18 protein-coding genes and 1 tRNA gene are annotated in these 22,782 nt (G+C 39.6%); 7 read left to right on the top strand and 12 right to left on the bottom strand.

All coding sequences use genetic code 11. The annotated features are described in order from the left end of the window. Positions 1-4 precede the first annotated feature (4 nt). Both MMO38_RS15215 and greB read right to left on the bottom strand, forming a co-directional pair. Positions 5-94 (bottom strand) — tRNA-Ser (locus MMO38_RS15215). Between the two features lie 96 nt (positions 95-190). After that, the gene (gene greB / locus MMO38_RS15210) at positions 191-679 is read right to left on the bottom strand and encodes a transcription elongation factor GreB (protein ID WP_005195637.1); all 489 of its coding nucleotides are present in this window, start codon (positions 677-679) and stop codon (positions 191-193) included. A 375-nt stretch (positions 680-1,054) separates the two neighbouring features. On the opposite strand from greB, the gene MMO38_RS15205 reads away from it, so the two are divergent. After that, positions 1,055-2,164, top strand: coding sequence for a transglycosylase SLT domain-containing protein (locus tag MMO38_RS15205; RefSeq protein WP_005195636.1), 1,110 nt, complete (start codon positions 1,055-1,057; stop codon positions 2,162-2,164). Between the two features lie 47 nt (positions 2,165-2,211). On the opposite strand, the gene MMO38_RS15200 is transcribed toward MMO38_RS15205, so the two are convergent. Further along, positions 2,212-2,595, bottom strand: a complete 384-nt coding sequence (locus tag MMO38_RS15200) for an SCP2 sterol-binding domain-containing protein (protein WP_004669116.1) — start codon at positions 2,593-2,595, stop codon at positions 2,212-2,214. A gap of 197 nt (positions 2,596-2,792) precedes the next feature. Then, the gene (gene ttcA / locus MMO38_RS15195; RefSeq protein WP_005195634.1) at positions 2,793-3,698 is read right to left on the bottom strand and encodes a tRNA 2-thiocytidine(32) synthetase TtcA; all 906 of its coding nucleotides are present in this window, start codon (positions 3,696-3,698) and stop codon (positions 2,793-2,795) included. 495 nt (positions 3,699-4,193) lie between these two features. Between ttcA and MMO38_RS15190 the strand changes: the two genes are divergently transcribed. After that, complete coding sequence (locus MMO38_RS15190) at positions 4,194-5,075, top strand: lytic transglycosylase domain-containing protein (RefSeq protein ID WP_241324068.1); 882 nt, start codon at positions 4,194-4,196, stop codon at positions 5,073-5,075. Positions 5,076-5,294: 219 nt separating this feature from the next. After that, complete coding sequence (gene htpX / locus MMO38_RS15185) at positions 5,295-6,200, top strand: protease HtpX (RefSeq protein ID WP_004669119.1); 906 nt, start codon at positions 5,295-5,297, stop codon at positions 6,198-6,200. Between the two features lie 57 nt (positions 6,201-6,257). Here the strand turns inward: htpX and MMO38_RS15180 are convergent, their stop codons facing one another. From MMO38_RS15180 to MMO38_RS15170, 3 genes are all read right to left on the bottom strand, one after another. Continuing rightward, positions 6,258-6,842 (bottom strand): DUF4112 domain-containing protein, encoded by a 585-nt coding sequence (locus MMO38_RS15180; RefSeq protein WP_241324067.1) that lies wholly within the window; start codon positions 6,840-6,842, stop codon positions 6,258-6,260. Between the two features lie 73 nt (positions 6,843-6,915). Continuing rightward, positions 6,916-8,253: a magnesium transporter gene (mgtE, locus tag MMO38_RS15175; RefSeq protein WP_241324066.1), complete on the bottom strand. Its 1,338-nt coding sequence runs from the start codon at positions 8,251-8,253 to the stop codon at positions 6,916-6,918. Positions 8,254-8,535: 282 nt separating this feature from the next. Further along, on the bottom strand, positions 8,536-11,637 hold the full coding sequence (locus MMO38_RS15170; RefSeq protein ID WP_241324065.1) for an efflux RND transporter permease subunit: 3,102 nt from the start codon (positions 11,635-11,637) through the stop codon (positions 8,536-8,538). Between the two features lie 329 nt (positions 11,638-11,966). On the opposite strand from MMO38_RS15170, the gene MMO38_RS15165 reads away from it, so the two are divergent. Together MMO38_RS15165 and MMO38_RS15160 are read left to right on the top strand one after the other, a co-directional pair. Next, entirely contained in the window at positions 11,967-13,580 is a 1,614-nt protein-coding gene (locus MMO38_RS15165; protein ID WP_241324064.1) for a phosphoethanolamine transferase, read from the top strand. 171 nt (positions 13,581-13,751) lie between these two features. Beyond that, the gene (locus MMO38_RS15160) at positions 13,752-14,897 is read left to right on the top strand and encodes a glycerophosphodiester phosphodiesterase (RefSeq protein WP_241324063.1); all 1,146 of its coding nucleotides are present in this window, start codon (positions 13,752-13,754) and stop codon (positions 14,895-14,897) included. 45 nt (positions 14,898-14,942) lie between these two features. On the opposite strand, the gene pnuC is transcribed toward MMO38_RS15160, so the two are convergent. Then, positions 14,943-15,518: a nicotinamide riboside transporter PnuC gene (gene pnuC, locus MMO38_RS15155; RefSeq protein WP_277602883.1), complete on the bottom strand. Its 576-nt coding sequence runs from the start codon at positions 15,516-15,518 to the stop codon at positions 14,943-14,945. Between the two features lie 401 nt (positions 15,519-15,919). Between pnuC and MMO38_RS15150 the strand changes: the two genes are divergently transcribed. Both MMO38_RS15150 and MMO38_RS15145 read left to right on the top strand, forming a co-directional pair. Beyond that, positions 15,920-16,870, top strand: coding sequence for a DMT family transporter (locus MMO38_RS15150; RefSeq protein WP_241324062.1), 951 nt, complete (start codon positions 15,920-15,922; stop codon positions 16,868-16,870). A 99-nt stretch (positions 16,871-16,969) separates the two neighbouring features. Further along, entirely contained in the window at positions 16,970-18,565 is a 1,596-nt protein-coding gene (locus MMO38_RS15145) for a CocE/NonD family hydrolase (protein WP_241324061.1), read from the top strand. Positions 18,566-18,600: 35 nt separating this feature from the next. On the opposite strand, the gene MMO38_RS15140 is transcribed toward MMO38_RS15145, so the two are convergent. The 4 genes from MMO38_RS15140 to folP all read right to left on the bottom strand — a co-directional run bounded on the left by MMO38_RS15140 (position 18,601) and on the right by folP (position 22,669). Then, positions 18,601-18,915, bottom strand: coding sequence for a DUF5713 family protein (locus tag MMO38_RS15140; protein WP_241324060.1), 315 nt, complete (start codon positions 18,913-18,915; stop codon positions 18,601-18,603). 175 nt (positions 18,916-19,090) lie between these two features. After that, positions 19,091-20,011: a pyridoxal-phosphate dependent enzyme gene (locus MMO38_RS15135; protein ID WP_241324059.1), complete on the bottom strand. Its 921-nt coding sequence runs from the start codon at positions 20,009-20,011 to the stop codon at positions 19,091-19,093. A gap of 87 nt (positions 20,012-20,098) precedes the next feature. After that, positions 20,099-21,694 (bottom strand): VWA domain-containing protein, encoded by a 1,596-nt coding sequence (locus MMO38_RS15130; RefSeq protein WP_241324058.1) that lies wholly within the window; start codon positions 21,692-21,694, stop codon positions 20,099-20,101. A 123-nt stretch (positions 21,695-21,817) separates the two neighbouring features. Next, complete coding sequence (gene folP, locus MMO38_RS15125; protein WP_241324057.1) at positions 21,818-22,669, bottom strand: dihydropteroate synthase; 852 nt, start codon at positions 22,667-22,669, stop codon at positions 21,818-21,820. Positions 22,670-22,782: the final 113 nt, after the last annotated feature.

Here is a 22,782-nt window from a genome sequence, read left to right as displayed (position 1 = left end):
AATTTGGCGGAAGCGGTGAGATTCGAACTCACGGAGGACTCACACCCTCGTCGGTTTTCAAGACCGGTGCATTAAACCGCTCTGCCACGCTTCCAATGGCGGCTATCATATAAATAAAACCGCTCCTTGGCAAACCTTTTATGCAAAATCATGCATCAAATGATCAAAATAAAATCAACACCCTGTTATTTTAACAATTTTCGTTTTTTTCATAACGAATTGAGTTGATATACCATACTTTTTTCCCAAGCGGCGTATCGACTTCAACATCATCATCAACGGCTTTACCAAGTAATGCACGTGCCATTGGTGATTCAATTGAGATATGTTGGGGATGATGATCATAGATCTCGTCAACACCAACGATACGCAGTGATTTCTTTTCGCCTGCATCATTTTCGATCTCAACCCAAGCACCAAAATAAACTTTTCCTTCTTGTTCGGGTACATAATCGATGATCTTCAACTCTTCGAGACGTTTTCCCAGATATCGAACACGACGATCAATTTTCCTAAGTATTTGTTTGTTATATTGATAATCTGCATTTTCAGACCGATCGCCTAAACTAGCAGCCCAATTTACTTTTTTAGTAATCTCAGGGCGTTCTTCATGCCAGAGTTTTTTTAACTCTGCGACTAACAAATCATGTCCATTACGAGTAATTAAATTTGATTTCATAAGAAAAAAATACGCTAATATAACAGTCTGTTTACAAGTCGTTGCATTGTATTCCTTATTTCAACATCACTAAAGTGTATAAATTTTATTCTTTTTCAAATCATGCGGTTGTGATGAATCTCTCAGTATTTTATTGTTCAAAATTTGACAATCCTATTTTTGCCGCTTATTATGCGCCCCTAAGTTAACTTTTTGTTTATTTTTTATACACTTTGTGAATGATGTGTAACACGAACATCATTTTTCCAGATTAATTCAATGTCATTTTGAATGGCGTCATGATTTGCCCACCCTTATTGAATTTATCAACTTTAAAAAGTTAGAGCATTTTTTTGCTGAACTTTTAGGGCATAAATTACCTGTAGCGGAGACAACATGCACAGTAATTCAAGTTCTGGGTCGAGGCTTAGCCTTAACTCTTTATCTTCCAAACTTCCATTTCAAGCTTTAGCATTAGGTGTGGTCATTCTCCCTTTTAATAGCTTGAGCGCTGAAAAATCACATCAATACAATAGTGTTTTGGCAAGCAATGTATTAACCGTGGTTGCAGTTGAAAATCCAACGATCGTATTTAAAGAAGATCAGTTTTTACATGGTTTTGGCTATGATTTAGCACGAAACTATGCACAGAGTTTAAATGTAAAGCTCGATTTTAAAACAGTTCCAGATAATGCAACTGCATTAAAATGGATCGCCCAAGGCAAAGCCAATCTGGCCATGACGACAGCGAATCTAAATCAGATTGAAAATAAACAATTGGTTTCTTTTTCAGCAAGTTGTGGCGATCAAGATAGCTTAAGCAAAAATGGTTTAAATCCTCAATTCAATTGGGTATTTAAACAAGCTGATGATCCGCTCACACTGACAGCAAGTGGTTTTATTTGCCAAAGTAAACAATTGGGTACAACACAGCAGCTTGCTTCTTTTTACAACCGCAATGTGGTTAAACCCGAATCTTGGTCAACGATTCAAAAAGATTTGAATCAACGTTTACCCATCTATAAAGCGAGCTTTAAGAAAAGTGCATCTAAATACAATTTAGATTGGCATTTATTGGCAGCAATTGGTTATCAAGAATCTTATCTTAAACCCACTTCAGTGTCGCCTACTGGCGTACGTGGCTTAATGATGCTGACGAATAGTACGGCTCAAGCGATGGGTGTAACCAACCGTGTTGATCCTGTACAAAGCATCCAAGGTGGTGCCAAGTATTATGATCTGATGCTGGATCAATTTGCCAATGTTCCCTACCCTGACCGTAACTGGTATGCCTTAGTGGCTTATAATATGGGGCCAGGTGCAGTAAGTCAGGCACAGAAACGGATCAAAGCGCAAGGTAAAGACCCAAATCAATGGGTAAATTTATATGATTATTTACAGCGTAACCAAGCTAAAAATGGTCGACATAAACAAGCCGTGCAATACGTCAAACGTATTCGTGCTTACTTAGAACACATTAAAACCAGTGATCTAATTAATATTTAAAAATAAAAAAAAGCTTACCGAATGGGTAAGCTTTTTTTTAAAAGAATTTAAGCAGTTTGCTCAAGTACTTTCTTGAATAAGTCTTTTTGTTCTTGGCTTGGCTTAGCCGTCTGTAAAGCCATAAGTTGAGACATATCGCCTTGTACTTTGATTTTACCTGTCATGAACGCCTGCATTGCAGCAGCCATATCAAACTCTAAGAATACTTTACGTAAAGTTTCAGCATCCATGTTTAAAGTTGTTTTAGCCTTGGTTGATAATCCTTTTTGGATTTTACCAGCGTCTAAAGCTAACTCTGTATTACCAGCTGCATCTGTTACAACCAAGTTAATTGCCAAATTCGCCAGTGCTGGTGGCAAGTTTAAATCACCTGCTTCAGCAGTAAGTGTATCGACAGTTGCAAACCAATCATCAGTTAAAAATGCAGCCATGATTATTCCTCAAATATATTTGTTCAATTTCTTGTGCCATCTATCCAGACGACATCACATGAAGCAATTTGCTTGTGCCATGTTATAGCACGTATATTTTATTTTAGGCTATGACTTTTTGTACGTAGGATTCAATTTTTAAAAAATTTATAAAGAAAAGGCACTTAACAAAGTGCCTTTAAAAAATTTATTACATTTTATTCAGCAGCGAAACTTAAATTCACCACATCTAGACGATTTTTCAATTCTTCTGGATCTTTCATATCGAACTCACGCTGTTCATCCAACGCTTCAAAATCAAATAACTCTCGATCAGCTAGCTGCGATGGCGATACATTTTGTAATGCGCCAAAAATACTATGTAAACGCTTAGGATATTGCTTATCCCACTCACGCAACATGTCATTCAGAATCGCGCGCTGTAAGTTCTCTTGAGATCCACACAAGTTACATGGAATGATCGGGAACTGACGCATTTCTGCATATTTGATAATGTCTTTTTCTTCAACATAAGCCAAAGGACGAATCAAAATATTCTTTTTATCTGAAGACAGCAGTTTCGGTGGCATCGCTTTCAAACTACCACCATGGAATAAGTTCAGGAAGAATGTCGCTAAAATATCATCACGGTGGTGACCTAAAGCCACTTTCGTCGCACCAATTTCTTGGGCAAAGCCATAGAGTGAACCGCGACGCAATCGAGAACATACGGCGCAATAAGTCTTACCTTCAGGTGTTAAGCGCTTGGTAATGGTATAGGTATCTTTTTCAAGGATATAATATGGAATATTGTTTTCTTCCATATAACGTGGCAAAACATCCTCAGGAAAGCCAGGTTGCTTTTGATCCAGATTAACGGCAACAATATCAAAATTAATCGGCGCAATACGTTTGAATTGCAGCAAGATATCGAGCAAGGTATAACTGTCCTTACCACCCGATACGCATACCATGACTTTATCGCCATCTTCGATCATCTTGTAGTCACGAATTGCATGCCCCACTTGGCGACGTAGTTTTTTCAACAAGCGATAATAGGCCGAACTAGTAGGAAGCTCTGGCTTGAAATTAAATCCTTGGTTGGACTCCACTGGCGCGTACATAGACGTGATTTACTCATAAACAAAATACCGCAAGATTTTATCCCATTCCGAAAAAATGCGCACCTAAAGAATTTTTCAATTTCTCTCAATCGTCATATTTGAGTTTCATACTGGTAAAATTCTGATCAAAAGTTATCAAAATCGTCTAGATTGCTTATATTTCAGACTTCTCCACAGTTTTCCACAAAAACTGTGGATAAAATTGTGGATTTCTTCGCTATTGACAAACTTTTTTTATCTTAGAATAAGGCTTTCAATCAAATTGATCATTTTTTAACCAATCATTTTAACCCATTAAAAACAATAGCTTATATAAGTCAACACTTAAATTTTAAAAAAAATTTAATTTTTTTTTTGCTGAACATTCGAGCAAAAGGACTTGATTTTTTGTTAGACAGTAGAAAAATAAAAAAATGTAGCGAAAGTACTTTTTAGAGATTTTTTTGTTACACTGCTGAAATGAATTAAAGCTCATCTTTTGTGAATATTATAACGATGAACAAAATAACTTATTTTTTTATGTTGTATTTGGGGACAATCGGTTTTTTTAATACAACAGTATCTGCGCACGCTGGCCAAACCATCTATCAATTTAAAGATAGCAATGGTACTACACTGCTGACCAATAAAAAGAAAGCTGAGTACAGCCATTTAAAAGTGGTTAAAGCAACTTATTATCCCGATAGCAATATCCATAGCTATCGTAATTGGGGCAATAGCGAAGCTTCAGTTCTACCCAGTTATAGCCGTAACCGAAATACTTTCGACCATTTGATCCGTCAAGCAGCGCAACAACATGGTGTTTCAGAAGGCCTAATAAAAGCGGTAATGCACACTGAATCTGGTTTCAATGTCAATGCACGCTCACCTGTCGGTGCCCAAGGCTTAATGCAGTTGATGCCAGCGACAGCTAAACGCTTCAATGTCTCGGATGCTTACGACCCTCAGCAAAATATTTTTGCGGGTGCAAAGTATTTAAGTTGGTTACTGAAACGCTTTAAAGGTGATACACGCTTGGCCTTGGCTGCCTATAACGCAGGAGAAGGCAATGTCGATAAATATAAAGGCATCCCCCCATTCCGAGAAACACAGGATTATGTTCGTCGTGTCACTAGTCGTTATCAAAACCTCTATGTATCAGGTTTAGGGACCAATTTATCTCAACCGACAGCTCATTCAACCAATGGGCAAGTGATCGCACAATCGGTTAATTATTCGGGCTCAAATAGCAGTACAAATGCCGAAACCGCATCAACATCAAGACAGTACAATCGACAAATCATCACTTTGGCCGATGGTACCTTTACAGATGCACCAGCAGGCAGCTACTCCACAGCGAATGCCACTGCTTCTGCCCATATCCGTTTAACGGATTAATATGTACATTAAAACAACGATAACTAGCAATTATTTGTTACTTTTTTCACGCTAAAATTAGTTTTAAGTGCTTGTTTCTTTGTAGATTCATTATTTTGTTTGCAAACATGCAATAACAGCTATTTTTTCCCTTGAATTTTTGGGGTTCAACCTGCATATTATTGGGGTGATTTATATTTATAAATCAGATCACTTTTTCTTTATAAGAGGGTTTTCTCAATGATGCGGATTGGTTTGTTCTTGCTAACCAACCTCGCGGTACTGGTTGTAGCTGGCATTATTTTGTCACTCTTCGGTGTCGGTAGTTACCATGGCGCGGGTGGCTTAAATCTAGGCAACCTAATGGTTATCTGCCTTGTCTTTGGTATGGTAGGTTCTTTGATTTCCCTATTCCTATCAAAGTGGATGGCTAAAAAAACCACTGGGACCGAATTAATCGACCCGAATGCACCTCGTAATCAAGCCGAAGCGTGGTTATTACAAGAAGTTGCTCAATTATCCCAACGTGCAGGTATTAAAATGCCTGAAGTTGGTATCTTCCCATCTTATCAATCTAATGCATTTGCAACAGGTTGGAATAAAAACGACGCACTAGTAGCTGTTTCAACAGGTCTATTAGAACGTATGAACAAAGATGAACTTCGTGCTGTACTTGCGCATGAAATTGGTCACGTTGCAAATGGTGATATGGTTACCCTTGCATTGATCCAAGGTGTAGTCAATGCCTTCGTTATGTTCTTTGCGCGTATTGCTGGGGACTTTATTGACCGTAATGTATTTGGTCGTGAAGATGGCGAAGCGCCAGGAATTGCCTATTTTGCGATTACGATTGCTCTAGATATCGTATTTGGTATCTTGGCATCAACCATCGTAATGTGGTTCTCTCGTCAACGTGAATATCGTGCTGATGAAGCAGGTGCACGTTTGGCTGGTAAAGATGCAATGATTTCTGCACTACTTCGCTTACAAGCAGAATCAGAAATGCCAGATCAAATGCCGAAAGAAATGAAAGCATTTGCAATCGCGGAAGGTAAAGAACAAGGTTTTAGCTTAGCTGCATTGTTCCACACCCACCCAAGCATTGAACAACGTGTTGCTGCATTAAAGCAATTAAACGTTCACTAATCCAAACAGATACATCAATAAAGCTTCCAAATTGGAGGCTTTATTTTTAGTTCAAAATCAACCGATTGTAAAAGACTGATACAACTGCCACGCGTAACTCAAGCCAAGCCAAAGTGCAAGCACAAGTAAAATCAAAACGGCGATGCCGAGCAAATCAGGTATCCGCAGCCAAACCCAGCTCACAATCGGATTACGCCAAAATGCTGAGGTTTTCTGTTTTTGCTCTAGAGATTCATGCAAAAATGGATGCACCACATGAATATCACTGTGTACTTGATATTCCTCACGGATATGATTATGTACAATCTCAAGGGTTTTACGGCTTGGCCGAATAAACACGTCAAATAAAGTCCCTACAATCGGTACAAAACCAACCAACATATCTAAGATCGCAAGTTTCACCACACCATTGAGTTTATGTTGCGGAACACCCACTTCTCTGGCTTTTTTGAACGCATATAATGTCAGAACAAAACCTGCTATATCGCCCGCAAAAGGAATCGTACTCAATGCTGCATCCGCACCAACACCTTGCTTAGTGAACGGAATTCGTACCAAGTTGTCCATCGTATTGGCGAATTTCGCCAAATCACGCTCCACAACGATTGCTTGCTGCTGAGTTAATTTTTTTTGTTCTGACATTTGCCCAACCTTAAACCAAGTTTATAGCTTGATCATAAATACTTTTTAAATCGAGAGGGTATTATTTTTACAACTAAAATAAGATCATAGAAGCAATAAATAGATAGACAATCACTCCAGTCGCATCACATATTGAAGTGACTAATGGCGCTGACGCACTTGCTGGATCTAGCCCAAATCGATTTAGAATAAATGGCAGACTCATACCAATCAAACAGCCCATTAACACGATTCCCATCATACTCAATGCTAAAACCAGTGCGATTAATTCATCTCCACGGAAATAACCCAATAATGATACGGCGATCGCCATCGTGCCACCTAAGCAGAAGGCAACTAAGCTTTCCCGACCGAGCAGCGCAAACCAATCTTTAAATTGCACATCCCCCGTTGCCAAAGCACGTACCATCAAAGTTGAAGATTGAGAACCTGCATTCCCTCCACTACCGACCAGAAGAGGTAAGAAAAAGACCAATACTAGATTTTGTGCAATGACATCCTCGTAATGTGCAATCCCAATCCCAGAAAGCAAACTACCAAATACTAAAAATACCAACCAAAAAACGCGCTTTTGATACAGTTGTAAAATTGGGGCTGTTTTAATGCTCAGTTTCGAAGATGCATTCACCGCACCGACTTTTAAGAAATCTTCAGTTGCTTCTTCACTGGCGACATCCATCGCATCATCATAGGTCACGATCCCGACCATCATGTCTTGATGATCAAGAATTGGGAGTGCCAATAAGTCATATCTTGCGATGGTTTTAGCAACCTCATCTTGATCGGTATCTACATAAGCAGTCAAAACATGGGTAACCATCAGCTCACTAATATTCTGCGTTGCAGGTGCAAGGATCAATTGTTTTAATGACAAGACTCCTAATATTTTTCGTGCTTCATCCAATACATAAGCAAAATAAATGGTTTCTGTATCTGGTGCTTCAAGACGCAACATTTTAATTGCATCTTTGACCATAATATTGGGTTTTAAGGTCGCATATTCGGAGCTCATAATCGCCCCTGCGGTTCCCTCTAGATATGATGAAAGTTGACGAATGTCTTCTCTTTCAGCTTGGGCCAGTGCAGGAAGCAATGCTTTTTGTTGTTGTTTATCTAAGCATTTAAAAACATCAGCTCGTTTGTCCGATGACATTTCACCGACGATTTCAGCCAGAATATTTCTTGGCATTGCTTTGGCGAGTTTGACTTGTTCATTTGGCGGAAGATAAGAAAAAACATAAGCTCTATCAGGCAAATGCTTCAATAACAATTGGCTTTGTTCGATTGGAAGCTGCGTCAAAAGATCAGCAATATCAACTGCGGGGAAAGTTTCAAGCGATGCAAGTGCAAGTTCAACATGGTTTTTTTCTAATGCATCTTGCAATAAATATAAAAAGTTGTTGTAGCTCATCTCTACCTCTTCACTACAATAGATCAGCAATGAAGAGTTAGACACAGCATATTATTTTACTGTCGAGTAACGACCTTCATTCTGATTTTTATGAAAATAATGTGTAATTCGTAATAAACTACAACTCTGCGTGTCCATTTAGGCAATTAATCCTCAATTAACCGTTTATACGGCGCGTGCATAGTAAAGGCTTGAGTCAAGCGGACGCAAGCCTTTATCTACATGGAATATGTGATTTTTTGTTTCTATCAAAAATATTTAAGCGCAAAAATATTTAAAAACTCAACTCACTGCAACGGTTTTCCCTTTAAAAATTGATCGGATCAACACATACATTAAAGGAATGAAAATAAGAACAAGCACTGTGCCGAAGACAACACCACCAAAAACACTATAGCCAATGGCTTGACGGCTGAGTGCCCCAGCACCTGTCGAGAACATTAACGGAATCACCCCTGCACCAAATGCAATTGAGGTCATAAGGATCGGACGTAAACGTAGTCCAGCAGCATAAAGCGCAGCATCAAGAACATTGCGTCCCCGCTGTTGTAAACTGGCTGCAAACTCAACCATTAAGATGGCATTTTTACAAGACAACCCGATGGTGGTGAGCAGTGCGATCTGGAAGTAAATATCATTGGCAAAACCAAACCAGTAACTAAATAAGATCGTTCCCCCGATACCGAGTGGAATAGCTGCCATGACCACCGAAGGAATAGACCAGCTTTCATATAAAGCAGCTAGGCACAAGAAAATAAAAGCAATCGAAATCAAATATAACCAAATCGCTTGATTACTTGATTGCTGTTCTTGATAGGATAGACCACTCCACGCCAATCCCACTTCAGGCATTTGTGCCACAATATTTGCCATTGCTCGCATGCCTTGACCACTACTAAAACCACTGGCGGCATCAGCTTCTAATTCAATCGCAGGATAGCCCATAAAACGTTCCAACAAGGGTGGTGCGCCCTGCCATTCAACTTGGCTAAATTGAGTAAAGGGAATCATTTGTCCTTGTGCATTTTTCACATGCCAAAAGCTCAAGTCTTCAGGTTTAGAACGATAAGGTGCATCACCTTGCAAATAAACACGTTTGATTCGACCACGATCAATAAAATCATTGATATAGCTTCCACTCCAAGCCGTCGAGATTGTACGATTAATTTCATTAATGTTTAGACTGTGTAGCATCGCAGTACGATGATCAATCTTAATATTGAGAACAGCCTGATCATCATTGCTTTTTTTATCAAGGTTTTCGATGCTACTTAATGCATTGCCCTGCTGTTGAAGATTTTCAAAAGACCGAATGAGGCTATCTCGCCCAGAGCCTTGGGTATCTTGTAGCCAAAAATTGATTTTGTCTGAATTGCCTAACCCTCGTATGACCGCAGGCATCATTACCATAATACGTGCCTGATTATTTTGAGCAAAATGCTTCATAGCACGTGCACGAATTTCTTGTGCACTATTTTTCACACCTGGACGATCATCCCAATGTTTCAAAGAAACAAAGGCTTGCCCTAGGTTTTGACCCGAGCCTGAGAAGTTGCGTCCATGTATCACCATGATGCCATTTAAATTATCTTTTTCTTCTGCCAAGAAATAGTCTGAAATTTGTTTGCCGATAACTTGGGTTTGACTCATCGGCGTGCCTTCAGCTAGGCGAAACTGAACACCTAAGATCCCCTGATCTTCTTGTGGTAAAAAACTGGTGGGTAATTCACGATAGGTCCAAGCAAAAGCACCAACCAAAAACAATAAAGCGACAAGCGACAAAAATTTAAGCTGTATCACCTTTTTGGCGACATTCAGATAAAAACTTCGAACACGATCTAATCCACGCTCAAAGTACACGGCCCATTTGGCTTTCTGTTGCTGTGGTTTTAATAAAATCGCACATAAAGCAGGGGTAAGAATCAATGCCACCAGCAATGATAAAGACATCGCTGCGACTAAAGTAATCGAAAATTGGCGATAAATAATCCCCGTTGCACCGGTAAAAAATGACATTGGGATAAATACTGCTGTCAATACTAAGGTAATCCCAACCAATGCCCCGCTAATCTCTTGCATAGACTGAATACTGGCTTGTTTTGCATCCAGTTTCTGCTCATGCATGATCCGTTCAACATTTTCAACCACAACGATTGCATCATCTACCAACAACCCAATCGCAAGCACCATTGCAAATAGCGTCAGGGTGTTAATGCTCATTCCCAATACAGCAAGCACTGCAAAAGTCCCTAGAATCACCACTGGAACCGTTACCGCAGGGATCAAGGTTGCTCGCCAATTCTGTAAGAAAAGGAACATCACCAGTACAACCAAAATGATCGCTTCAACCAGTGTGGTCACCACCTGAGACATTGATTCTTTTACAAAGGGGGTATCATCACGTGGATAGACCACGAAATAACCTTCAGGCAATCCTTTTTTTAACCGTTCTATTTCTTGGTAAACTAAATCCGCAGTTTGCATCACATTGGCGCCCACAGCCAATGAAACTGAAAGCCCCGAAGCGGGATAACCGTTGATTCGGTTAAAAATCTGATAGTTTTCTGCACCAATCTCGACTCGGGCAATATCTTTTAGATAGACCATGCCGCCATCGCTATTTGCTTTGAGAATAATGTTTTCAAATTGCTCAGGCGTACGCAATAAAGAGCCTGAGGTGACTTTGGCATTTAAATATTGATCATCTACACTCGGTAACTGCCCAATCGCACCTGCTGCCACTTGAGCATTCTGATTTTCTAAAGCCGTACGGACTTCACTGACACTGAGTTGGTATTGTTGTAATTTTTTAGGATCCAACCAAATACGCATCGCGTACTGTGAGCCAAAAACACTGATTTCCCCAACACCTTCGAGACGACTCAGATTTAACTCAAAATGATTGGTTAAATAATCAGAGATATCGATATTGGTAGAACGTCCAGAAGCATCGGCTAGGCCAATGACCATAAAAGAATCACTGAGCGATTTACGAACATTCACCCCCTGTCTTTGTACGTCGGCTGGTAAACGATTGATTGCGCCATTAATTGCATTTTGAACTTGCACTTGCGCCTGATCAGGATCAGTGCCTTGCGCAAAAAACAAACTAATCCGACTGTTACCATTAGCATCACTACTTGAACTAAAATAAAGAAGATGGTCAATTCCTTTAATTTGTTGTTCTAAGACTTGCGTAACACTGTCTTCAACCGCTTGTGCATCTGCACCACTATAATTGGTCGATACAGTGATTCTAGGAGGAGCAATATCGGGATAGCGCTCTACAGGTAAATTTAGAACAGCAAGTAACCCAACAGCCATCACGATAATCGCTAAGACACCTGCAAAAATGGGACGATCAATAAAAAATTTAGATAACATGGCTGTTCATTCCATTCCTGAAACAGTCAATTTGTCAAAAAGATAGATAAAATTGGCAAATATAAACGCTGATCATTACTGAGCCAATAAGGAAACACTATCCCTATTAACATATCATTGCAAAAAGCCAGAATTACGAAGAAATTATGGATTTTTCACGCACATTAAAACAGATCCATAGCAAAATAAACTGATTAAATTCAAACAACTAAAAAAATGAGAAATTGAAATTACTTTGCGATCAATGAGTTCCTAAATTCAGATTGACAACAGCGAATCTAAAACCGATAGTAGCACGCTTATTGCGCTCCTAATCTTATTAAACATCTATGAAGGTCACTCTGAAGAACTTTAATATTCTCTTATTCATTTTGCTACCAGCTTTGATTACTGGCGGTTTATTAATTTTTTCAGGTAACTTGTCTGATGGCTTAAGACTTGGTTTTTTATCACTACCCGGTGCAATTTTTTTATATTTGGCAGCCATTCAAAATAAAAAATCTTGGTATATTCTGTCCATCATTTGGTGGCTGATTTTCTGGTTCGACTCACTGTTACGCTCCAGTACTTGGATTTTATTTAGCAGTGACAATGAAGCCTATTTTATTATTGAAGCGATTGCAAATACCAGTTATACCGAAACTTGGGAGTTTTTCCAGCTTCACGCGATCAGCATTATTGCTGTGCTGGTAGGTTTAGTTTCGCTGACGATCGCCTATCACTATATTGCGTTTAAGTATTTAAAAACTGAAAACTTCAAACAACTTTGGCACAGCCATTTTTATCGTGCATGGATCATCTTTTTGGTCCTTCTTACTTTGACTTGCTATCTGATGAAACCATCACGTAACGTTCATCCGATTGTATTTTGGAGTAATTATCAGGAAAAAATTGAAAACTTCAGAGATCGAATCACAAAACATAAAGATGTTCACCATCAATGGGATCGTAGTGCGAAACAAAATCTAATCGTTGTAGATCCAACTAGACAGAAACAAACCCATGTATTGGTCTTGTCTGAAAGTATTACCAGTCTTGATCTCGGCCTATGTGGTTATACGCGAGACACCACACCAGAGCTTTCAAAAAGAATCAACCAAATTAAAGTGTTTTGTAATGCTTTTTCACCATCGCCCTCAACCATTAATGCATTACGAGTACTCTTAACTGAAAGTCCTGCGTCTGAACATGATCGTTACTCACCCGAAAGCATACTTGCTTATGCAAAAGCAGCGGGTTATAAAATTTACTGGCTCAGCAATCAAGATGATATTTACCTTTCCTCATTGTTCGGTTCTTATGCGGATAAAGCCGTGTATAAAAATACACGTTCTGGGCGTAGCAGCACCTCTTTAGATGAAAATCTCATCCCTGCTTACGCGCAAGCCCTTGCAGACCCTGAGCCTAAAAAGTTAATCATTCTTCATATGATTGGCACACATCCAAACTATAAAGAACGCTATCCTGCGGCTTTCAATAAGTTTAGCGCTGACAGTAATGATGCGGTCGAAATGCTACTCAAGAAAAATGATATTGATCCATGGATACGTTCTATGCGTAACCACTACGACAATGCGATCTTGTATCAAGACAGTTTATTGGCTCAGATTTTAGATAAACTTATCGCTGAAAAGAACCAAGACTTTAGATCATTTACCGTTGTTTCAGATCACGGTAATGAAGTTGGTCATGAGATGGATTATGCCGGACATAGTCCAAATACCAAGGCTGGTTATCAAGTTCCAGTCATTATGTGGTATGACCATATGCCATCAACAGGTGTAGATCGAACTCAAACCATCAACACCGCTGAACTCGATAATAATCTCATGCAAATCATGGGACTCAAAGATAAATATGCCCCACCCCAGTCCTATTGGCTAGACAAAGATTATCACTTTAGCCCTGAAATCAACTGGCCCTATTGGGAAAAAAAGCATTAGATTTTGATTGATAGAATATTCTTTTTAACATTGAGTAAAATTGGATACTCAATTTCGATTGTTTTATCTAAAAATTATTTGTAATTTCATCAAATGATCATCTCTTTGTCATCCATTTGATAAATTCAATCAGCACACTAATGACTCAAATAAAAACACATGAGTTTATGTATGTTAAAGCAAACAGTCGCGAGTCTCTGTCTGATCGGCCTTGTGGGTTGTAACAATGATGACAATGCGTCATCCAACGCCAATCAACCACAATATCAATTGCCACAAATTTTAGTGGTCGGACATCGTGGCGCAAGTGCACTTCGACCTGAACATACCCTTGAGGCTTATCAAAAAGCGATTGATGATGGCGCAGATTTTATTGAACCTGATCTGGTCTCAACCAAAGATGGTGTTTTGATCGCCCGCCATGAAAATGAAATCAGCGGTACCACCAATGTTGCCAGCCTGCCAGAATTTTCCGATCGTAAAACCACAAAAATCATTGACGGCGTCACTTTTGAAGGTTGGTTCACCGAGGACTTTAGCCTCAAAGAACTACAACAACTTAAAGCGCGTGAACGTATTCCACAATATCGACCAGCCAATCAACAATACAATGATTTATATCACATACCAACCTTAGAGCAAATCATTGAACTGGCTGAAGCGCATTATAAAAAAACAGGTAAAATCATTGGTTTATATATCGAAACCAAACACCCAACTTTTTTCCAAAAACAGAATTTGGCAATGGAAGATACATTGCTAAAAACATTAGCCAAATATAAATATAGCCGTGACATTGCCCCGATCTATTTACAGTCATTTGAAGTGAGCAATTTAAAATATTTAAAACAACAGCTTGATCTACATAAAAGTATCAAACATGCTCAGCTCATCCAACTGTATGATGAGAAAACAGCACAACCAGCAGATTATGTTGCGCAAAATATCTCAACCACCTATGCGGATATGGCGACAGCACAAGGCTTAAAAGATGTTGCAACCTATGCAAATGGCGTTGGGCCGTGGAAGCCTTATATCTTTAAAGATGCAGCCATGACCGAAACCACGTCGTTTATTCCTGATGCTCATCAAGTCGGCCTGAAAGTACATCCATATACATTCCGTCCAGAAAATAACTTCTTACCTGAGACTTTAAAATGTAGTGCTGAAGCATCAAAAGCAGCCGAGCGTTGTCCAACAGGATCAATCAAAGAATTACAGCTTTATTTCAAAGCGGGTGTGGATGGTGTATTTGCTGATGATCCAGCGATTGCACGTCAAGCAGTAAAAGAATATCTCGCAACACCGTCTAAATAATCGAATCACTCAATCATAAGGACAGCCAAACTCGGCTGTCCTTATTTATGCTTGTTTCATCAACTGCTTTCGTTGCACCTGTTGCCACTGCCACCAGCCATAAGTCGCCAAGCCCACAAATGCGGCATATAAAGCTGCTGTTAAAAACAGTTCTTTATAAATAAACATGCCCACATAAACGATGTCCACAAAGATCCAAAGTAGCCAAGTTGCAATATGTTTTTGGCTGGTCCAATAGGTTGCAAGTAAACTAAATGCAGCAAGCTGAGAATCTAACATCGGCACAGCAGCATCCGTAAAATGCTTTAAAATGAGACCCAATAATAACCCGCCCATTGCAGCCAAACAGATTTGAGCAATTGCCATTTGAATGCCGATCGGCTCAATCCGAATCTCATGGTCTTGACGTTTACCTTTTAACCAAAAATAAAAACCATAGCAATTGAATGCGATAAAGAAGAATTGCAGAATGGTTTCGGCATACAATTTATAGGCGAAAAAAAGATAAGCGTACAATGCACAAGCCAAAATATTGAAACCCCAACACCACATATGACGTTGAATGGTCAAGGTGACACCGATAATACTCATCAAGACGGCAATGATTTCTAAAGGAGACAAGGGAAAACTTCTGTTTAAATATCGAATAATGTCATTATGAAAAGATCTTAAATTTAAGCAACTATAAATCTTCAAGCTGCATTGATATATTTTCAAGCTTATTGAGAACAATGACTATTTTTTATTCAGACCTTATGCTATAAAAATCTTAAGCTTATTTTTAATATAACTCACATGAACAAAGTCCCCGCTCTGGATCTCGCATGTATCGCAGATTGCATTCTCTCCAATGCAATGTGGCGACGTGTGTGCATGTCTATACGAGGAGGCTTTGCAATGTTATTTGATCCGATGACGCGTTAAAAAATAACATGACATGAAACATAGGTCGCCTCAATGGCGGCCTTTTTTTCGCCTTGATTTCTGAACATTCAAACCTACTGTTATTACTGGAGCCCCCCATGTCACAATTGCATGAAAAAAGTTTTATATCCCCGCCACAGATACAACCGACTGTCGCCGCTACTTCCCCACGCCCTGCGCCAGTCGGTCAATTTATTGCAGTTGTTCTCATTTGGTCATTTACCCCGTTAGCAGCGGTATGGACAGTGCAAGATATTCATTGGGCTTGGGGTTTGTTTCTACGATACAGTCTCGCCATTCCACTTACCTTTATTTGTCTGTTTTACTTTGGACTCAAACTCAGCATAAATTTCAAAGCAATCACCAGTTATACAGCAAGTGCAATTGGGTTATTTGGTTCTATGACTTTTTGTTATATGGGCGCGACACGTGTGCCATCGGGTATGATTTCAATTATTTATGGCACAGCACCATTATGGTCGGGTTTGATTGCAGTCTTTATTTTAAAACGTGAGCACTTTCACCCACGTCAATGGTGCGGTTTAATTCTAGCCTTTCTCGGCTTAATACTGACAATGGGTTTAGCTACAGATGATGTTCAGCTCGATATGCTCGGCATTGTCTATGAAATTATTGCGGTTTTGCTATATGTACTCTCGATGTTAGCCGTTGCAAAAGTAGGTGCAGAGGTTCATCCAATTACTCAAACCGCTGGCTCGACCTTAATTTCATGGATCGGCTACCTCTGTTTATTACCCTTTTTTATCTCAGAAATTCCAACACAACTGCCAAGTCCACAAGCCACTATGGCATTGCTGTATAGCGCATTATTTTCCTCAGTCCTTGCTATGATTTTTTATTATCATTTAATTCAAAAACTGAATCCGACTACAGTGATGCTCATCATGATCATAACTCCTGTATTGGCAACACTTTGGGGAATCACGCTCAACCATGAGCCACTCAGTTCGCATTTAATTATTGGCTTGATATGCCTATGCTGTGGTCTATTTTTATATGCATATCGCAAGCAATCACCTAATGTATAAGACAGTAAAAGTGATAGATCAGTAAAATGATCTATCACTTTAGATTATAGTATCTGATCATTAGACTTCTCAAAGATTTATTCAAGGATGAAAGAATCTATGCGTACTTACCTTTTATGGATATTTTTGAGCTTTGCGTTAATCATACAAGGTTGTGCTTATCACTCACCGACGCCCATTCACGCGCATCAGAAAACAGTCGAGTTAAAGCAGCGTTATTATCAGGCCAAAACCATCAGCTCGGATGGAACAGTGTTGGCTTTTACTGTCTATCAGCCGCATTTAAAAGTTGGACAAACAGCACCTTTACTCATACATACCCATGGCTTTGGTTTATCTCGGATGAAGCGTCCTGAACTGAGTTTATATGGCTTTCTATTGCCTACTGGACAAGTCGCCAAAACTGCATGGAAACAAGGCTATTGGGTGATTAGTTATGACCAGCGGGGGCATGGTAATAGTCAAGGTAAAATCCGTCTGGCTGATCCAGATAAAGAAGCACAGGATGTGATTAGCATTCTGAACTGGGCTGAAAAGCACCTGCCTCAATTGGCAGAAAACCAAAACGGCGTTCGTGCTGGCATGATCGGTGAGTCTTATGCAGGTGGCGTACAGTATCTCGCATCGGCATTGGACCCACGCTTACAAGCGATTGTTCCGATTACCACTTGGTATGATCTCATAAATAGTCTTGCGCCAAATGGTGTTCCTAAAAGCAACTGGATTGGTTTCTTAAATTTAATCGGCGATTGGTGGAATTGGAATAAATTTGACCCCGAACTTAAACAAGCCTATCGAGAAACACAACAAGGGCAACTCAATGCATCATCTTATGATTTTCTAAAAACACATCAAGCGCGCTGGTTTTGTGAACATGACCAAGCACCTCAAGCAGATGCACTGATTATTCAAGGATTTAGAGATATATTATTCCCGTTCAATGAGGGCGTAAAAGCCGCTGAATGTATCAAACAGGCGCGGCACAAAGTCCATTTAATCGGGGTACAAGGCGGACATCTGCAACCATTGGCACAACAGTCGCCATCAGGTCAAACACCTTTCTGGTATATCGGAAAATCTGTGCGTTGTAGCGACAAACAAGACCATAACTTGCAAGATACGATCTTAATGTGGTTCGATCAGAAGTTAAAAGATAAAACACCCAAAATGCAACTGCCTGAATTATGCGTGGATCATAGCCCAGTCACACATCTCACTGATTTAAACCCAACCACCTCCTACACACTAAATAGAACATGGATCGCAGCAACCACAACCCAAGCTGTATTTGTCCCGATTCATGTGGCACAGCAAGTTACGCATATCACTGGTGCGCCTCGCTTAAGCTTAAATGTCGAAGCAAAAACTGAATCAAGTGATCCCGTGTTATTTATATCTGTTGCAGTAAAATCTAAAGAAACGGGAAAATATGTTGTTTTAAATGAACAAACCGCCCCTTTTAATCAAGGCAGAAAACAAATTTATGATCAGATTACCTTAGACTTAGCAGATCGCAATAAATCACTACAAAGCATTGAGCTACCGAGTATAAATGGGGAGCTGAAACAGGGTGATACCTTGGGTTTACTGATCAATAGCGAAAGTATTTATTATCAAAAATTTCAACAAGCTAAAATAGAAGCTTGGGTTTCAGGACAAATTATTTTACCCAAACTATGGATAGATTCTCATTAGAAATTTTATTTGAAATTGAAGATCGAGAGTGACATCTACCACTCTCGATTCACAATTAATTCTTCCATTTCAATATCGAAATAACCCGCTTCTTGCACGATCATCATCATTGCTTCAGCAATATAATCCGCCGCAGCATCATCTAAAGATGAATCCAGCTCTTCGAACTGCGGTTTCATTTCATTAATTTCGATGATAGTCAGATTCGCAAAACGATAAATCTCAGTTTCAGATAAGCCAGAACGACTGACTTTTTTTGCGAACTGATGAATATGTTGTTTGACTTCAGCAACCAGAATATCGGGATAATATTCATCATCAAACATGGGGAGGAGTAAATTTTCAAACATAAAAAATAATATGCCAATAAAACGCCATGCTTATACCACAATCCCGCAAAAATCACGATATTTAGGCATAAAAAAAGCGGTTTTTCCGACCACTCTAGATCAATTAACCTTATTCGATTTCAACCTATCCCATTGTAGGGATAAGGAAAAATATTGCTAAAGCTAATTGATACATTTAAGCCACTGTTTGTACAGAAAATTGCTCAGCATATTTTGAAAGTTGTTCAAAGGTAATAGATGCGCCACCACATACGATCACCAGTACATCCTCTGTTGGTGCAAAGCTAATTTTTTTATCATACAGAATGGATAATGTTGCGCCACAAGCTGGCTCAACCAATGTTCGATGATCATCTAAAAATTTCAGACATGCAGTTACCGCGTCTTGATCCGAAACAGTCATACCTTGAACATTTTCACTTTGCGAAATTAAAAAGGCATTTTCACAGACTTGTTTTGCTGCAAGTGTTGTTGCAATCCCCGTCACTTCATCTAGCTTTATATGCTTGCCCATCTTCATTGCGGTATTCAAAGAAGCTGTTCCATCCGTTTCAATCGCATAAATTGGAATATCTAGATGATTCCGTTTTAAACCTTGATGAATTCCAGAGATTAAACTGCCTCCTCCTACTGATAAAATGACAGCATTCGGATAGATGCCGTCTGCAACGACTTCATCAATAATCGTTGCAACACCATCCCATAAATATTGATCATCGAAGGGATGGATATAAACAGCCTCATCATTCACCAATGAAAGTGCCAGTTCATTGGCCTCCACCCAAGACTCACCTTGGACAATCACCTCGGCTTCTTGTTGCAGCATTAAATCAATCGCTTTTTGCGAAGTCGTTTTAGGCACAATAACAGTGACAGGGATATTAAGTACTTTTCCCATATAAGCGACTGAAATACCTGCATTGCCACCAGAAGAGCTAATGAATTTCTTTGCCCCTTTTTCTACGTATTTTAGACAAGCATTGCCGATACTTCTTTGTTTAAAAGAACCTGTAGGCTGAGCAGACTCCATTTTCAACCAGACATTACAGTTATTGAGTTCGCTTAATTCACTTGATCTAATTAATGGTGTTTTCATCGTGATTGTTATTCCATCATGCTATAAATAAGTACTATTCATGGTCGGTTAACTCATCGTTACCGACCACTTTTATAACATGAATATTCAATCTTTTTTAGCGCTTAAACTTTTAGCAATTTTAGCAAGTTCGACAAACTCCTCACGCATTTGATACGGGTCAGGTTGAGCAGACTGTTGTGCCAGTTGAATAATCTGATCCCATCCGACTGAACCATTGTATTGCCCACCTTTGAGTTGTTGGGCATAAGAGGCAACAGCGACCGCAAAACGAGTATCACTATGCGCTTGGGCAAGCGGTTTACTGCCCATTTTCACGGCTTGATTCAATAAAATACTCTTGTCTTGATTCGGTAGCTTATAGCGTAAATTCACAAAAGCGTATTCTGATTTTTTAGCAGCATCGATCTTTGTCTGTGCTTGATAGCGCGAGTCATTTAACCAGCCCTGCTGACCCACGGGAATAATTTCATAAAATGCGGTCACACGATGCCCTGCACCGATATCCCCTGCATCTACTTTATCATTATTAAAATCTTCTTGTTTCAACATGCGATTTTCATAACCAACCAGACGATACTCTTTGACCGTTGCAGGATTAAACTCGACCTGAATTTTGACATCTTGCGCAACCGTTGCAAGTGTCGATGAAAGCTGACGCTGAACTACTTTTTTGGCCTCATTTTTATTATCGATATAGCTATAATTGCCATCACCTGCATCGGCCAATTGTTCCATTAACTGTTCGTTATAATTTCCAGTACCAAAACCCAGCGTTGTTAAAGAAATACCACTTTTGCGCTTTTCAGCCACCATACCTTTTAAAGTATTAAAGTCGGTGATCCCCACATTAAAGTCACCATCTGTTGCCAGTAAAATACGGTTAATCCCATTTTTCACAAAAGCTTTCTCAGCTTGCTGATATGCCAGTTGGATCGCCTGCTCGCCAGCGGTTGCACCATTTGCTTTTAATGCATTAATAACAGCTAAAATCTTATCTTTTTGATCACCTGAAGTCGGTTTAAGCACCAGTTTTTCACCACTGGCGTAGGTAATAATCGTGACTTTATCTTGTGGTCGTAATTGTTCAGTCAACAAGCGTAATGTTTGCTTCACCAATGGCAACTTATCTGGCGCACTCATACTCCCCGATACATCTACAAGGAAAACTAAATTTGCAGGTGGCAGTTGTGCAAGTGCTAAATCCTTGGCCTGAATCCCGATTTTGATGAGTTTGGCATTTTGTTTCCATGGTGAATCTACGGTTTCAGTGGTCACAGAAAATGGATGCACACCTACAGGCTGTGGATACTGATAATCAAAATAATTCAGCATTTCCTCTACGCGCACAGCATCTACAGGTGGTAAGCGTCCGTTATTTAAAAAACGGCGCGTATTACTATAACTACCTGTATCGACATCTATACTAAAGGTGGAAATAGGTTGCTGGCTCACACGAACAACAGGGTTGACTTCATTTTTTTGGTACTGCTCTGTATCTTGTTCTAGGCGCTGCTGTTCCGATATGGGGATAGGCATAACAGCCTGTGCAAAACTTGGTGCTTGAGCCAGTTCATATACTCCCACCCCGATCATATGTTGCTGAGAACTCGACATCGGTTGGCAAGCTGCGATCATACAACCGAGTAAGGAAAGTGAAAATATTTTTGTGCCTTGATACATTTTATAATCCCCAAGTTTTATTTTGTCTTTTCAAATGAATAGCGGTATTCAAATTGTTGTATGCAAAAATAAAGATTCATCGTATTTAAATGTATCCCTAGTTCCACCCTTTCTCTGTAACAATTATGCTAAACGCATTGCATTCCAAACTTTTACAGCATCACTTGTTGCTTTCACGTCGTGTGCTCGCACAATGCTTGCCCCTTGTTGAATACTGAGCAAATGCCCCATCACACTACCGACCGCTCTCTCTTGGGCGACAACACCATTTAATGCTTCACCAATAAAACGCTTCCGTGACAAGCCTGATAAAATTGGATAGCCCATTTGAGTCAGTTTCCAAAACGCATTAAGCAGTTGGAAATTTTGTTGTGCGTTTTTGGCAAAACCAAACCCCGGATCAAGAATTATATGTTCAGGTCTAATCCCAGCAGCAAGCGCTTGATCTAATCGTTGTTGTAATTCATTTATCACATCTTCAGTGACATCGTCATACTGATCAAGTTGATTCATATTGGTTGGTTCACCACGCATATGCATCAATACCACTGGAATGTTGAGCTCAGCAGCCGTTGCTAAGGCTTGCGGACGAGTTAATGCGCGTACATCATTCCAAATATGTGCACCTGCTTGAATGGCTGCGCGAATGACTTCAGGTTGACTGGTATCAATCGAGATGATCACATCATATTCTGATAGCGCTTCAACGACAGGAATAACACGGCGGATTTCTTCTTCTATAGCAACTGGTGATGCATTCGGGCGAGTAGACTCACCACCTATATCAATAATAGTTGCACCATCCTCAATCATTTGCAGCGCATGTTTGATGGCTTGATCTCGGTGATGATACTGCCCACCATCGCTAAATGAATCAGGTGTTACATTGAGGATTCCCATAATGTGAGGCTGAGATAAATCTAATGTAAAACGACCACACTGTAACTGCTGCTGTGGTAATGGCATCAACTTCATCAAAACGCTCCTCACTTTAATCGCATTATAGTAACAAGAACAATGTTTAATGTTTGATGATTTATTTTCAGCTTAGGTCAAAACCAAGACAAAAAAAGAGCGACCTAAGTCGC

Source organism: Acinetobacter sp. NIPH 1852, assembly GCF_022549455.1.
Lineage (GTDB): Bacteria > Pseudomonadota > Gammaproteobacteria > Pseudomonadales > Moraxellaceae > Acinetobacter.
This window is presented reverse-complemented; position numbering and strand designations above follow the sequence as displayed.